Here is a 13763-nt window from a genome sequence, read left to right on the forward strand (position 1 = left end):
TGCCGGACGCGCGCGGCGCATATTTGAAGAATACGCCTTCGCCTCCGGCAAACCCTCCCGCCGGCCCAGGTCAAGCGCCCCATACTTGGAAGCAGGCCGTGCCCCGGTTCCCTATCCGACCTTGATCGGATGGAACCTTACATTCCCTTTTTAAAAGTTTTTGAAGGGGGGTCCAGGGGGAAACTTTTTTCAAAAAGTTTCCCCCTGGCCGCCGGAGGCACCCTCTCCTCCCTGCACCAACTAGGCGGCGTCGGCCTGGGCTTTGAGGGCTTCGGACTGGTAGTGGGCGATGAGGCCGTCGAAAAGCTCGTCGAGGTCGCCTTCGAGCACGGCTTCGAGCTTGTAGAGCGTCAGGTTGATGCGGTGGTCGGTGACGCGGCTTTGGGGAAAATTGTAGGTGCGGATGCGTTCGGAGCGGTCGCCGGAGCCGACCTGGGAGCGTCGGTTGGCTTCCTGTTCCAGGCGCTGCTTTTCCTGTTCGGCCTGAAGCAGCCGGGAACGCAGCACCTTGAGGGCCTTGGCCTTGTTTTTGTGCTGCGACTTCTCGTCCTGGCAGATGACGACCAGGCCGGAGGGGATGTGGGTGATGCGCACGGCCGAGTCGGTGGTGTTGACGCTCTGGCCGCCGGGGCCGCTCGAACGATAGACGTCGATGCGCAGGTCATTGGGGTCGATGGCCACGTCGACTTCCGCGGCCTCGGGCATGATGGCCACGGTCACGGCCGAGGTATGGATGCGACCCTGGGATTCGGTGGCCGGCACGCGCTGCACGCGGTGCGCCCCGGACTCGTATTTGAGCCGGCTGTAGACCTTTTCACCGGAGATATTGGCGATGACTTCCTTGAACCCGCCGGAGCCGGTTTCGGAGGAACTCATGATCTCGACCTTCCATCGCTTCGTCTCGGCGTAGCGGCTGTACATGCGGAAGAGGTCTCCGGCAAAAAGCGCCGCTTCCTCGCCGCCGGTGCCGGCCCGGATCTCCAGCAGGATGTTTTTCTCATCCATGGGGTCCTTGGGCAAAAGCAGCAGCTTGAGGCGCGCTTCCAGTTCCGGCAGGGCCTCTTTGATGGTCTTGACCTCGGCCAGGGCCAGTTCCCGCATTTCCGGGTCCGGGTCCTGGGCCAGCTCGGTATTTTCCTCGAGGTCCCGGGAAAGGCGCTTGTGCTCCCGGAAACCCTCCACCACCTCGGCCAGGTCGGCGTGGGCCTTGGCCAGCTTGCGGTAGCGCTCCTGGTCGTCCACGACCGTGGGGTCGGAGAGCTGTTTCTCCAGATCCTCGTACTTGCGCTCAAGGCTTTCCAGTTTGGCGAACATGCGGCATCTCCGGAGCGAAGAACCGGGACGCCTTAGAGAAAAGCGTTCCCGGCTTGGGGTTGGCAAGGACCGGCCCGTGCGGGCGCGGGGTCAGGAAGCGGGCTGGCGCTCAACCGCGCCGCGCAGCGCGGCCAAAGCCACCTCGAGTTGCCGGTCGTCCGGCTCCTTGGTGGTGAGCAGCTGCATGAAGAGCCCGGGGGCCGAGATCAGGCGGCAGACGACGTTCGTGCGAAACTTGCCGGCGATCTTGATGACTTCGTAGGCCAGGGCGCTGACCGGCACCATGAGGAAAAGCTTGAGCGCCACGATATAGGCCTGTTTGATCCAGGTGGTGGCCGGGGCGTAAAAGGTCAGCAGCCAGGGAACCAGAAAGGCGTACAGCACGATGGAGATGGCCAGGACGAAGAGCAGAAAGGCCGTACCGCAGCGGGGATGGAGCCTGGAAAAGCCGCGGGCCCCGGCCGGGGTCAGGGGCGCGCCCTGTTCGTAGGCCCAGATGACCTTGTGCTCGGCCCCGTGGTACTGAAACACCCGGCGCACGTCCGGCAGGTAGGAGATGGCCGCGATGTAGCCCACGAAGAGGACCATCTTGAAAAAGCCATCCCAGATGTGGAAGCTTAACGCCTCCACGCCCCCGGAAAATCCGGCCGCCTTCATGCCGAGCGAAAAAAGGTGCGGCGTGACGACGAAAAGCAGCAGCGCGAAGCCGATGGACGCGGCCAGGGTGAGCCCCATGGCCATGGGGGAGAGCTCCTCCTCATCGTCTTCCACCGCCACCTGGGCCGAATAGTTCAGGGCCTTGATGCCGTTGACCAGCGTTTCGAGCAGGATGGGAAAGCCGCGCACAAAGGGCTTTTTGAGCCACTTGGCGGCGGTCAGGGAAAACCACGGGCGCACGTCGAGCAGGATGTCGCCGCCGGGCTTGCGCACGGCAATGGCCAGACGCTCCTGGTCACGCATCATGACCCCTTCCATCACGGCCTGTCCACCGACGGTCGGGGCGGCCACGAGCAGAGGCAAAAGGAAACGCACGCGTTTCATGGGGAATTTCCCAGACCTTGCGCCGGGCGCTGGCCGCCCGGCGGCTGCAACAGGACTTTCCAGCGGACTAGTCCTTTTTCTCGAACTTGGCGTACTTTTTGCGGAAACGGTCGATACGGCCGGCGGTGTCGAGGAAACGCTGCTTGCCCGTGTAAAACGGATGGCAATTGGAGCAGACTTCCACGAGCATCAACTCGCCCTTGGTGGACAGGGCCTTTTCTTCGTAACCGCAGTTGCAGCGGATGGTGGCAGTGTAGACTTTCGGGTGGATATCTTTTTTCATCTTCCGACTCCTTGAAAGTGACCCTTTCGGGAAAGCGAAATCAAGTAACGCCTTTTCCCGAGGTTGGCAAGCGCCCGGAAGCGGATTTTCCGCACCGGGGCACAGACCGTTTCGGTGCGGGCCGCCTTTGAGCTTTGCCGCCCTTCATGGTACCCAGACGCGTCCCCATTCCATACCCAAGGATCAAGCATGTCCATACGCATGAAAAACACCGTCTGTTCCGACATCCTGCGCGCCCGCGCAGCCGAAATGGCCGACGCCGAAGGGCTCACTCCGCAGGCCATCTTCGCCGCCGTGGACGCCGGCACCATGGTCGTCCTGGCCAACCCCGCCCACAAGGGCGTCATCCCCACGCTTATCGGCCAGCCGGCCAAAGTCAAGGTCAACGCCAACATCGGCACCTCCATGCTCGTCACCGACGTGGCCATGGAACTGCAAAAAGCGAACCTGGCCAAGAGAGCCGGAGCCCATGCCCTGATGGACCTGTCCACGGCCGGCGACCTGACCGCCATCCGCCGCCAGATCCTCGACGCCGTCGATTTGCCGCTCGGCACGGTGCCGCTTTATGCCGTGGCCCAGCGCCATCTGGCCAAGGGCAAGGACCCGAGCGATTTCACGGAGGCCGAGATCATCGCCGAGATTGCCGAACAGGCCGCGGCCGGTGTGGATTTCATGACGCTACATTGCGGCGTGACCCGGCTCGGGGCCGAGCTTGCCGCCGAATCCGGACGCATCACCGGCATCGTGTCGCGCGGCGGCTCGATCCTCGGCCGCTGGATGCGCCGGCACGAGGAGGAAAACCCCTTTTTGACGCGCTACGACGACATTCTCGACATCTGTCTGGCCCATAACGTGACCATCAGCCTCGGCGACGGCCTGCGTCCCGGCTGCGGGGCCGACGCCGGCGACGCGGCCCAGTGGGAAGAGGTCATAAACCTCGGCCGGCTGGCTCGCCGGGCCAGGGAGCGCGGCGTCCAGGTCATGATCGAAGGCCCCGGCCACGTGCCGCTCCATCTGGTCCAGAGCCAGATCCAGGGCATAAAGCGCCTGACCGACGGCGCGCCGCTCTATGTGCTCGGCCCCCTGACCACGGACTGCGCCCCGGGCTACGACCATATCGCCGGGGCCATCGGCGGGGCCATGGCCGCCTATTTCGGCGCGGATTTTCTGTGCTACCTGACCCCGGCCGAGCACCTCACCCTGCCCGGGCCAGAGGACGTCTGGGCCGGCATCAAGGCCAGCCTGGTCGCCGCCCAAAGCGCCGAAACCGCCCTTGGCCGCCCCGCCGCCGTGGCCCGCGACCTCGGCATGTCCAAGGCCCGGGCCGACCTGGACTGGGAAGCCATGGCCGGCTTCGCCCTGGACCCGGACCTCCTGCACAAGCGCCGGGCCATGCACAGCCAGGAAAAGGAATGCGCCATGTGCGGCGCGCTTTGCGCCATGCGCATGATGACCGGCGACAGCTTCACCTGCGACGCAAAGGACAAGGATACGTCCGAATAACCACGGCCGAACGCCACGCGGAGGAGCCATGCACACCCTCGTATTGCTGCGGCACGGACAAAGCGCCTGGAACCTGGAAAACCGCTTCACCGGCTGGACCGACGTGGGCCTGACCGACCAGGGCCGGGCCGAAGCACAAAGCGCCGCCAAACTGCTCACGGACGGCGGCTACGACTTCGACGCCTGCCTGACCTCGGTGCTGTCCCGGGCCATCATGACCCTCGACATCGTGCTCGAGGACATGGACCGGCTGTGGCTCCCGGTGGAAAAATCCTGGTGCCTAAACGAACGGCACTACGGGGCGCTGCAAGGCCTCAACAAGTCCGAGATGGCGGCCAAATACGGCGAGGAACAGGTCTTCGTCTGGCGCAGAAGCTTCGACACCCGCCCGCCGGAACTGACCCCCGACGACCCGCGCTTCCCCGGCCACGACCGACGCTACGCCGGGCTGACCGACGCCGAACTGCCGCGCACCGAATGCCTCAAGGACACCGTGGCCCGCGTCCTGCCCTACTGGCACGATGTCATGGCCCCGGCCATCCAGGCGGGGAAACGTCTGCTCGTGGCCGCCCACGGCAACTCGCTGCGCGCCCTGGTCAAATACCTGGACAACATCGACGACGCGGATATCAGCCAGCTCAATATCCCAACCGGCGTGCCGCTGGTCTACGAACTCGACGACAGCCTCAAACCCACGCGCCACCACTACCTCGGCGACCCCGACGCCATCGCCAAAAGCATGGCCGCCGTCGCCGCCCAGGGCAAGGCGAAATAGATAGAAAGAAGAGAAGGGGGAAGAGAAGAATGAAGATGCCTCCGGCGGCCAGGGGGAAACTTTTTGAAAAAAGTTTCCCCCTGGACCCCCTTCAAAAACTTTCACAAGGGATATCGAGGAATATCGGGGAGTCACCCGATGTGAAGAGAGCGGTCAGCGTTTCTTTGGAAATGCCGATCGCTCTCTTTCTTCATGAGCAATGGCAAGAAGACGCATGTCAGGCGGGGATGAAGCCTCTCGTTTGGTTAAGGGCAGTCCACAGCGCCACGAGATTTCACGTACGGGGAGCGGGAATTCCCCATCAGACGGGGACAACAATTGATCCCGGGCATGGGCCGTATGAGCAGGGCCGGCTGGGGGCAGGTCGGACGCGAAGGCGCATTCTTCAAATATGCGCCGCGCGCGGACGCCCGGCCCCCCGGCCGACCAACCTGCCATATCACCAACAAACAAGCCGACCAAACCGGAGAAGGGAAGGATTATCCTCGAAGGAGGCCAGGGGAGGCGACGCCTCCCCTGGCTGGCAACGCGATCAACAAGATCAATGCGCTCAACGCGGTGGGCAGGGCCCCTGCACCGGCACGTAGACCACCTGATCACCCTGGAACTGCTGGATATAGCAGGTATTGTTGTAATTATAGTAGGTCATGCCGGCCACGGTGAGCGCCACGGCCGCCGCAGGCAGGGCCCACAGCCAGGGGCCGGGGCCGAGGGGCGGACGCGGCCCCCAACCGGGACCGGGCACCGGAACCGGAACGGGACCGACAGGGCGCGGTCCCCAACCGGGACCGGGCACAGGGCGCGGACCGGGGACGGGACCAGGCATGGGGCGCGGGCCGGGAACAGGGCCCGCCACCGGGCCCCGGGGCCCCGGGGCGAAGCCGGGCGCGACTGGAACCGGACCGGGCATGGGCGCGAATCCCGGACCGCCGGGACGCCCCGCGGGCGGACGCACGCTCGGGCGCGGCGCGGCCGGTGGGCCGCCGCCGAAACGCAAGCCGCCAGGAGCCCCTCCCATATGCGGCGCACCGCCACCCATGCGGGGCCCTCCCCCGCCGCCGAAATGCGGACCTCCCCCGCCGCCCATGCGGGCCTCGGCGTTGCCGGTGAAAAGCCCGGTGAGCGTCAACAGCCCAGAGGCGTCGAACACCAGACTCAGGGCCGCGACCAGCACCAGGATGGACGAAATTCCTCGATAAAGGCGTAAGCGTCTCACGACCGCCTCCTTACTCGGGTTTGCCCTGGCCCTTGGTTGCCAGGGGCAGGAAGTCGATCCGGCGCATATCCTTGACCGGGGTGAAGGTGAAAAGGCCGGACGGCAGTTTCGGATGCAGGTTCCAGTCCGAAAACGTCGCCGCGTACTGGGGCCAGCCCGGGACGTCCTTGTCGTTGAGGACGAACTTGCGCGGCAGCGGCATCTTGCCCTGTTCGATCCACACCTGCCAATCGGCGCTTTTCTGGGTGAAGGCCAGATGGTCGCAGACCTTGTCGGCGGCCATGTGCCTGCCCACGAAGTCGCCCGTGCGCACGTTGTGCAAAAACGCGACGCAGGGCGCGGCAGCGACGAAATCGCTCAGCGGCGCCGAAAGGCCGTACTTCTCGGTCAGCATGTCGGTGGTGGCGTCGATGGTCGCCGGAGCCTCGGTCACGGCATAGACGCCCCGGTCGCGGTCGACCAGGGTCACGGTCTTGCCGTCATAGAAGTACTCCCGGTCGCAGTCATCGCCGACGACATGGGAATAGGCCTTGTTGGGGCGCTCGATGGCCACGGTGGCCTTGCGGGAAATCTGGAGGGTCTGACCGTTGGGATAGACAAGTTCGCTAACGATGTCGGCGGTAAAGGAAAATTTTTTCTGGGCCTTCAAAAAGTCGCACATGGCCGCAATCGGTCCGGATGCCGCTGGGGTGATGTCCGCCGTCGCGGACTGGGCCGGTTTCGCCCCCGAATCCCCGGATGCGGCGGCATTGGCCGCCGGCGCAACGGCCAGCGCGACGAGCAGGCCGAGGATCCAATACAGGTGACGCATGGAAACCTCCTTGCCGGCCCGTCGGGCAACACGCCGCACGGACCGTTTGATTATCTCATTTTGTTAGAGGACGGCTCATATGTTGTCAACGCCAGGCAAAAAAACGGCATTGCACCATGCGCCGCCCCGTCGACACAGCGCGCCGCCCGAAACCGCAACATTGCAGGCAGGAGGGCATTGCCTGTGCGGCCCGACTGTTTTACCCGGAAGACGAAGGCGTCGGAGGAAAGCGTCATGTTGTGGGAGTGCATCACACTGCTGCGCGACCGGGGGTCGCGCCAGGCCAGGCGTTTCGGCCATGACCGCGAAGCCGTGGCCATCGCCGCGCGGCACCGTCGCTGTCGCGCCGCCTGGGAGCCCCATCTGGAAGCGGCCAAAAATCTCGTGCTGACCGCCGCCGACACGGCCCCCGGCCGGGATACGGCCGTCATCCTGGGCTCGGGCCTGTGCCTGGACGTGCCTGTGGAGGAGCTTTGCGCCCGTTTCCGCCGGGTGCTTCTCGTCGACGTCCATCACCCCCGGCCGGCCAGGAAGCTTGCCCGGAACCACCCCAAGCTCCGTCTGATCACGGCCGACGTCACCGGCATGGGCGAGACCGTCGCCCGCGCGGCCGCCGCCGGCCGGCCCCTGCCCGACCCGACGTCCCCGCCCGAGCCCTTGCCCGGCCTGCGAGCGGACTTCACGATCTCGCTCAACCTCGCCTCCCAGCTCCCCATCCCTTTTTATAAGGTATTGGACGGCCGGGTCCCGGCCGAGGCCCTCAAAAGGTTCGGCCGGGGGCTGATCGAGGCCCACTTCGCCTGGCTGGAAGGGCTGCCCGGACGGGTCGGGCTGGTGTGCGACCGGATGTGGGAGGAGGTGGACGGCGACGGGGCGGTGGTCGAAAGCCGCGACGCCCTGGAAGGCGCGCGGCCGCCTGTGCCCGACCGGGCCTGGATATGGGACATCGCGCCCCGACCCGAGGAGTCGCACTGCTACGACCGTCGCAACCACGTGTGGGGCTATCTGGATTTCACCGCCGCCCGACGCGGGACGCGTGCGGTGGGAGCCGGGCCGCAAGGAACGTGAAAAAAGGGCCGGCAGCCCTGGGGCAGCCGGCCCGAACAACCTACTTGTTCTTGTATTCCTTACTCTTGGCTTGGTAGAGTTCCTCGAGATAATCGGCCTGGACCTTGAGGTCCTCGGCCTTGTTGACAAGCTCGCCCACCTTCTCGTCCAAGGCGCGCAACTCGCCTTCGGCCGCACCGGCCGCCTTCCTGGCCAGACGCTCCGTTTCGGCGGCATTGACCTTGTCGATGGCGTCGCGGTAGGCGTGTTCGGCCTTGCGCAACTCACGGTGCAAAGTCTCGGGCATCATGGCCTCGTAATCCTGGGCCATGCAGACCGCCGGACGCATCACGCCGGGCAGGACAGCGGAGAACAGCATCGTGCAACTGAGGACGGCAACGCGAAAGAAACGCCCCGCCGACAAAATGTGACTGGCCATGGCATGCCTCACGGTATGGTAATATGGTCCCGGACCCTGCGGACGCGGGCCGCCCCGGAACATTCTTGTTGTAGGCGTCCCGCGCCGAAAATACAACCGCTTGCGTTCCGTTTCCCACACCTGGCGCGGCATTGACCCACCTGCCGGAAGCAGGGTACACCCCCGACCGAAATTTCGTGGCGCGATCCGGCGGGACCGCGCCATGCCAAGGAGCGTTTCATGGCCAGGTACGAGACGGTCATCGGCGTCGAGGTGCACGCCCAGCTGAAAACCGAAAGCAAGATCTTTTGCGGTTGCTCCACCCGCTTCGGCGACGACCCCAACGAAAATGTCTGCCCCGTATGTTCCGGCATGCCGGGCGTGCTGCCGGTGCTCAACGCCAGGGTCGTGGAATTCGCCGCCAAGATGGGGCTGGCCACCGACTGCACGGTCAATCCCGTCTCGGTCTTCGCCCGCAAGAACTACTTCTATCCCGACCTGCCCAAGGGCTATCAGATTTCCCAGTTCGAGCAGCCCATCTGCGAGCACGGCCACATCGACGTGGTTGCCTGCGGCAAGCCCCGCCGCATCGGCATCACCCGCATCCACATGGAAGAGGACGCCGGGAAGAACATCCACTCCGCGGCCGACAACTTAAGCTACGTGGATTTGAACCGCGCCTGCGTGCCGCTGCTCGAAATCGTCTCCGAACCGGACATGCGCAACCCCGAGGAGGTCGTGGCCTACCTCAAGGCGCTGCGTGCCATCCTGGTCTACCTCGACATCTGCGACGGCAACATGGAGGAAGGCTCGTTTCGCTGCGACGCCAACGTGAGCCTGCGGCCGGTCGGCCAGGAGGCCTTCGGCACCCGCACGGAGCTTAAAAACTTAAACAGCTTCCGGCACGTGCAAAAGGCCATCGAATACGAGGTGGAGCGCCAGGGCGACGTCCTCGACGACGGAGGCAAGGTCGTCCAGGAAACCAGGCTCTACGACGCCGCGAAAAACAGCACCGCCTCCATGCGTGGCAAGGAAGAGGCCAACGACTACCGCTACTTCCCGGACCCGGACCTCGTTCCCCTGCATCTCGATACGGACACCATCGCCCGCTGGGGCACGGAACTTCCGGAACTGCCGGCCGCGCGCCGGGAACGCTTCGCCACGGCTCTCGGGCTTTCCGACTACGACGCCGACGTGCTCACGGCCGAACGCGATATGGCCGACTACTTCGAGGCCGCCGTTACGGCCGGGGCCGACCCGAAGCAGACCGCCAACTGGGTGCAGACGGAACTTTTGCGCGAGTGCCACCAGTCCGGCACGACGCCCGGGGCCTGCAAGCTTTCCCCCGAACGCCTCGCCGGGCTTTTGCGCCTGATCGACGAGGGTGTCATTTCCGGCAAGATCGCCAAGCAGATTTTCCCGGATCTTTTCGCCACCGGCGCCGATCCGGCCGCCTACGTACGCGACAAGGGCCTTGTCCAGATTTCCGACGCCTCCGCCCTGGAGACGGCCGTGGATACGGTGCTCGCCGCCAACCCGGCCGAAGTGGAGTCCTACCGGGGCGGCAAGACCAAGCTCATGGGATTTTTCGTCGGCCAGGTCATGAAGGCCACCAAGGGGCAGGCCAACCCCGGACTGGTCAACGAGCTTTTACGCAAAAAACTGGGGTAGGTTCCGCCTCCCCCGGGGGATCGTCCCCCACGGCTCCTCGCGAGAGGCTCTAACCCTATGCCGCATCATGCAGACGGATGGTAGCCAATGACCGACCACATCGCCTTTTCCCCGGACAGGCACGCCCTGCTCCTGCTCGACCAGCGTTTCCTGCCCGACCGCGAGGAATCCTTCGTGTGCCGCAACACCGCCGACACCATCTACGCCTTGCAGACCATGGTGGTACGCGGCGCGCCGGCCATCGGCGTCACGGCCGCCTACGGCTGCTACCTGGCCGCCCGTGAAGCGGGCGCGGCCGGCAACGGCTGGAAGAAAAAGCTGTCGGAACTGCTCATCGAGCTGGAAAACGCCCGGCCCACGGCCGTCAACCTGCACTGGGGCGTCGAACGTATGCGGCAAAAGTGGCAGGCGCTCGGCGACATTTCGCTGCCGGCGCTGCTGTCGGAATGGCTGGGACTGGCCGAGACCATGCAGGCCGAGGATATCGAGATCAACAAGGCCATGGGCAAAAACGGCTCGGTCCTGATCGACGACGGCGACACCGTCATGACCCATTGCAACGCCGGCGCCCTGGCCACGGCCGGCTACGGCACCGCGCTCGGCGTCATCCGGGCCGCCTTCGAGCAGGGCAAGCGCATCAAGGTCATCGCCAACGAGACCCGCCCCTTCCTCCAGGGCGCGCGCCTGACCGCCTACGAACTGGCCAAGGAAGGCATCCCGGTCACCGTCGCCTGCGACAATGCCGTGGGGCACCTCATGAAAAAGGGCATGGTCCAGAAAGTGGTGGTCGGCGCGGACCGCATCGCGGCCAACGGCGACGCCGCCAACAAGATCGGCACCTACACCGTGGCCCTGGCCGCCAAGGCCCACGGCGTGCCCTTCTACGTCGCCGCCCCGGCCTCGACCTTCGACCTGACGCTCGCCTCGGGCGAACTGATTCCCATCGAAAACCGCACCCCCCGCGAGGTCACCCATGTGGGCGAACACCGCATCACCCCGGAGGGCGTGCCGGTCTACAATTTCGCCTTCGACGTCACCCCGGCCGAGCTCATCGCCGGCATCATCACCGAAAAGGGCGTGCTGACCGCGCCCTACACCGACGCCATCCGTGCCGCCATCGGCGGAAAATAACGCAACCGCAACAGCTTTTAAGGAAGTCTCATGCCTCTTGACGAACGCATCATCACGGAAGCCATTGTCGACGGGTATTTCGCCAAGTTCAAATCCAGCCTCGAACTCGATGTCGCCATCGTCGGCGGCGGCCCCTCGGGACTGACCGCCGCCCGGCTGCTGGCCAAGGAAGGGTTCAACGTCGCCCTGTTCGAACGCAAGCTGTCCCTTGGCGGCGGCATGTGGGGCGGCGGCATGACCTACAACATCATCGTGGTGCAGGAGGAAAGCGCCCATCTCCTCACCGACGTTGGCATTCCGGTCGCCCGCTACAAGGACAACTACTTCACCGCCGACGCCGTGGCCGCCACCACCACGCTGGCTTCGGCCGCCTGCCTGGCCGGGGTCAAGGTGTTCAACTGCATGAGCGTCGAGGACGTGGTGCTGCGCGAGGTGAACGGCATCAAGCGCGTCACCGGCATCGTCATCAATTCCTCGCCGGTGGAAATGGCCGGGCTGCACGTGGACCCGGTGGTGCTCGGCAGCAAGTTTCTCATCGAGGCCACGGGCCACGCCACGGAAGTGCTGCACACCCTGGTGCGCAAAAACGACGTCAAGCTGGGCACCCCTTCCGGCGGCATCGAGGGCGAACAGTCCATGTGGGCCGACGTGGCCGAGACCAACACCGTAAAAAACACCCGGGAAATCTTTCCGGGCCTGTACGTTGCCGGCATGGCCGCCAACGCCAGCTTCGGCTCCTACCGCATGGGGCCCATTTTCGGCGGCATGCTCCTTTCCGGCGAAAAAGTCGCGGCGGACATCGCCGCCAAGCTGCGGGGATAATAGGGGCGTAACGCCTGCGACGCCCGGGAGGAGGCAGGCCCCCCTCCCGGGCCACCTCCGCCAAAGGGCCGCTGTCCCTGCACCCCGTCGGGGAATAATCTTTCCGCCCCCCTTGTCGGGGGGAATCATTCCCTATAGATTCGCTACGATTTCAAAAAAAGAGAGACGGACGCGCGACACCGGTTGACATCTCCCCCGAAGCCGTGCTCAAGCGTCTGTCCCGCGTCGTTCGCGACGCCTCCCCCACCCCCGCAAGGAGAGCCGATACCCCATGCCCCCTATCGTGGCCATCGTCGGACGCCCCAACGTAGGCAAGTCCACCCTTTTCAACCGCCTGGCCAAACGCCCGAAGGCCATCACCCACGACCGTCCCGGCGTCACCCGTGACCGTCTGGAGGCGACCGTCGAACTCGACGACCGGATCGTGACCCTGATCGACACCGGCGGCATGGATTTCGACGCCCCGGAAGGCCTTGAACGGCAAATCGTCGTTCAGGCGGAAATCGCCCTGACCATGGCCGACGTGGTGCTTTTTCTCGTCGACGGCAAGTCCGGACGCACGGCGATTGATGACGAGATGGCCGAACGGCTGCGCCGGGCGGGCAAGCCCGTCATCGTCGCCGTCAACAAGGTTGACGGAAGCGAACGCATCACGGCCCTGACCGGCGATTTCCACGCCTGGGGCTTTCCGATACTGCCGCTCTCCGCCGCCCACGGCCATGGCCTGCAGGATCTGGCCGAGGCCCTGGCCAAGGCCCTGCCCGAGAAAGAAGAATCCGGGGAGGAAAGCCCGCCGGCGCCCGAAGCCGGCATCCGTCTGGCCGTGCTCGGACGGCCCAACGCCGGCAAATCGTCGCTGGTCAACGAGCTGCTCGGCCAGGAACGCCTCATCGTCAGCGACGTGGCCGGCACCACCCGTGACGCCGTGGACGTGGCGCTGGTGAAAAACGGCCGGCGTTACGTGTTCGTGGACACGGCCGGGGTGCGCAAACGCACCCGCATCACCGACGGGCTGGAGCGCTACAGCGTGGGCAAGGCGCTCGGCAGCGCCAAGCGGGCCAACGTGGCCGTGGTGGTCATCGATGCCACGGGCGGTGTGGGCGTGCAGGACAAGCGGCTCATTTCCTACCTCGACAAGGAGCGCACGCCGTTTCTCATCGCGGTCAACAAGATCGACCTCGTCCCCCAGAAGGACATGCTCGCGCTGCGCAAGGACATCCAGGACGAACTGCGCATGTGCGGCCACGTGCCGGTGCTCTACATCTCGGCCGCCCAACGCAAGGGGATCGGCAAGATCCTGCCGATGGCCGAGGAAATCTGGAAGGAATGCCAGATCCGGGTCGGCACCGGCGCGCTCAACAGGGCCATGCGCGAGGTGCTGGACAAGCACCAGCCGCCGCTCGTCAACGGACGCCGGGCCAAGTTCTACTACCTGACCCAGGCTTCCGATCCGCCACCGACCTTCGTCTTTTTCGTCAGCGACACCGAGCGGGTGCGCGACTCCTATATGAAATACCTGGAAAACGGCCTGCGCAAGCTCTTCGGCATCACCATGGCCCCGGTCAAGGTCGTCTGCCGCGCCAGCCACAAGCCGAAAGAGTAGGATAGGAGCGGGAAAGAACGTGCGAGAGGGGGACCCTTTTTGAAAAAAGGGTCCCCCTCTCGCGCTCTCCCCTCCCCAAAACTTTCAACGATTACTGGTGTGGCAACGGAAACACGCCGTAACCGTCA

Annotated in this window: 13 protein-coding genes; 7 read left to right on the forward strand and 6 right to left on the reverse strand. The window is 65.1% G+C overall.

Features of this window, described 5'->3' with window-relative positions:
• Window positions 1–240: 240 nt before the first annotated feature.
• The 3 genes from prfA to rpmE form a co-directional block, all read right to left on the reverse strand.
• Window positions 241–1314, reverse strand: a complete 1074-nt coding sequence (gene prfA, locus ACMZ6R_RS08230) for a peptide chain release factor 1 (protein ID WP_416110442.1) — start codon at window positions 1312–1314, stop codon at window positions 241–243.
• A 90-nt stretch (window positions 1315–1404) separates the two neighbouring features.
• Window positions 1405–2355: a DUF1385 domain-containing protein gene (locus ACMZ6R_RS08235; protein WP_416110443.1), complete on the reverse strand. Its 951-nt coding sequence runs from the start codon at window positions 2353–2355 to the stop codon at window positions 1405–1407.
• 67 nt (window positions 2356–2422) lie between these two features.
• Complete coding sequence (gene rpmE / locus ACMZ6R_RS08240; protein WP_416110444.1) at window positions 2423–2638, reverse strand: 50S ribosomal protein L31; 216 nt, start codon at window positions 2636–2638, stop codon at window positions 2423–2425.
• A 189-nt stretch (window positions 2639–2827) separates the two neighbouring features.
• Here rpmE and thiC point away from each other — a divergent pair, with 189 nt between their 5' ends.
• Together thiC and gpmA are read left to right on the forward strand one after the other, a co-directional pair.
• On the forward strand, window positions 2828–4141 hold the full coding sequence (gene thiC / locus ACMZ6R_RS08245; RefSeq protein ID WP_416110445.1) for a phosphomethylpyrimidine synthase ThiC: 1314 nt from the start codon (window positions 2828–2830) through the stop codon (window positions 4139–4141).
• A gap of 28 nt (window positions 4142–4169) precedes the next feature.
• The gene (gene gpmA, locus ACMZ6R_RS08250; RefSeq protein ID WP_416110446.1) at window positions 4170–4916 is read left to right on the forward strand and encodes a 2,3-diphosphoglycerate-dependent phosphoglycerate mutase; all 747 of its coding nucleotides are present in this window, start codon (window positions 4170–4172) and stop codon (window positions 4914–4916) included.
• Between the two features lie 550 nt (window positions 4917–5466).
• Here the strand turns inward: gpmA and ACMZ6R_RS08255 are convergent.
• Together ACMZ6R_RS08255 and ACMZ6R_RS08260 are read right to left on the reverse strand one after the other, a co-directional pair.
• Window positions 5467–6132 carry a hypothetical protein gene (locus tag ACMZ6R_RS08255; protein ID WP_416110447.1) on the reverse strand — a complete coding sequence of 222 codons (666 nt, stop codon included), beginning with the start codon at window positions 6130–6132 and terminating at the stop codon, window positions 5467–5469.
• Window positions 6133–6142: 10 nt separating this feature from the next.
• The gene (locus ACMZ6R_RS08260) at window positions 6143–6943 is read right to left on the reverse strand and encodes a DUF2092 domain-containing protein (RefSeq protein ID WP_416110448.1); all 801 of its coding nucleotides are present in this window, start codon (window positions 6941–6943) and stop codon (window positions 6143–6145) included.
• A gap of 234 nt (window positions 6944–7177) precedes the next feature.
• On the opposite strand from ACMZ6R_RS08260, the gene ACMZ6R_RS08265 reads away from it, so the two are divergent.
• A complete protein-coding gene (locus ACMZ6R_RS08265) occupies window positions 7178–8011 on the forward strand; it encodes a hypothetical protein (RefSeq protein ID WP_416110449.1) in 834 nt (277 codons plus the stop codon).
• Window positions 8012–8051: 40 nt separating this feature from the next.
• Here the strand turns inward: ACMZ6R_RS08265 and ACMZ6R_RS08270 are convergent, their stop codons facing one another.
• Window positions 8052–8429, reverse strand: coding sequence for a hypothetical protein (locus ACMZ6R_RS08270; protein WP_416110450.1), 378 nt, complete (start codon window positions 8427–8429; stop codon window positions 8052–8054).
• A gap of 219 nt (window positions 8430–8648) precedes the next feature.
• On the opposite strand from ACMZ6R_RS08270, the gene gatB reads away from it, so the two are divergent.
• The 4 genes from gatB (at window position 8649) to der (ending at window position 13635) form a co-directional block, all read left to right on the forward strand.
• On the forward strand, window positions 8649–10079 hold the full coding sequence (gatB, locus tag ACMZ6R_RS08275; RefSeq protein WP_416110451.1) for an Asp-tRNA(Asn)/Glu-tRNA(Gln) amidotransferase subunit GatB: 1431 nt from the start codon (window positions 8649–8651) through the stop codon (window positions 10077–10079).
• A gap of 87 nt (window positions 10080–10166) precedes the next feature.
• Entirely contained in the window at window positions 10167–11210 is a 1044-nt protein-coding gene (gene mtnA / locus ACMZ6R_RS08280; RefSeq protein WP_416110452.1) for an S-methyl-5-thioribose-1-phosphate isomerase, read from the forward strand.
• A gap of 30 nt (window positions 11211–11240) precedes the next feature.
• Complete coding sequence (locus ACMZ6R_RS08285; protein ID WP_416110453.1) at window positions 11241–12032, forward strand: sulfide-dependent adenosine diphosphate thiazole synthase; 792 nt, start codon at window positions 11241–11243, stop codon at window positions 12030–12032.
• Window positions 12033–12303: 271 nt separating this feature from the next.
• Window positions 12304–13635, forward strand: coding sequence for a ribosome biogenesis GTPase Der (gene der, locus ACMZ6R_RS08290; protein WP_416110454.1), 1332 nt, complete (start codon window positions 12304–12306; stop codon window positions 13633–13635).
• Window positions 13636–13763 lie beyond the last annotated feature (128 nt).

This window comes from Solidesulfovibrio sp. C21, assembly GCF_047785625.1.
Taxonomy (GTDB): Bacteria; Desulfobacterota; Desulfovibrionia; order Desulfovibrionales; family Desulfovibrionaceae; genus Solidesulfovibrio.

Excerpts from the sequence above, each read along its gene's own strand:
- thiC (WP_416110445.1), top strand. The coding sequence starts at position 2,828 with ATGTCCATACGCATGAAAAACACCGTCTGTTCCGACATCCTGCGCGCC.
- ACMZ6R_RS08265 (WP_416110449.1), top strand. The coding sequence starts at position 7,178 with ATGTTGTGGGAGTGCATCACACTGCTGCGCGACCGGGGGTCGCGCCAG.
- gpmA (WP_416110446.1), top strand. The coding sequence starts at position 4,170 with ATGCACACCCTCGTATTGCTGCGGCACGGACAAAGCGCCTGGAACCTG.
- mtnA (WP_416110452.1), top strand. The coding sequence starts at position 10,167 with ATGACCGACCACATCGCCTTTTCCCCGGACAGGCACGCCCTGCTCCTG.
- prfA (WP_416110442.1), bottom strand. The coding sequence starts at position 1,314 with ATGTTCGCCAAACTGGAAAGCCTTGAGCGCAAGTACGAGGATCTGGAG.
- ACMZ6R_RS08270 (WP_416110450.1), bottom strand. The coding sequence starts at position 8,429 with ATGGCCAGTCACATTTTGTCGGCGGGGCGTTTCTTTCGCGTTGCCGTC.
- ACMZ6R_RS08235 (WP_416110443.1), bottom strand. The coding sequence starts at position 2,355 with ATGAAACGCGTGCGTTTCCTTTTGCCTCTGCTCGTGGCCGCCCCGACC.
- der (WP_416110454.1), top strand. The coding sequence starts at position 12,304 with ATGCCCCCTATCGTGGCCATCGTCGGACGCCCCAACGTAGGCAAGTCC.
- gatB (WP_416110451.1), top strand. The coding sequence starts at position 8,649 with ATGGCCAGGTACGAGACGGTCATCGGCGTCGAGGTGCACGCCCAGCTG.
- rpmE (WP_416110444.1), bottom strand. The coding sequence starts at position 2,638 with ATGAAAAAAGATATCCACCCGAAAGTCTACACTGCCACCATCCGCTGC.
- ACMZ6R_RS08285 (WP_416110453.1), top strand. The coding sequence starts at position 11,241 with ATGCCTCTTGACGAACGCATCATCACGGAAGCCATTGTCGACGGGTAT.
- ACMZ6R_RS08260 (WP_416110448.1), bottom strand. The coding sequence starts at position 6,943 with ATGCGTCACCTGTATTGGATCCTCGGCCTGCTCGTCGCGCTGGCCGTT.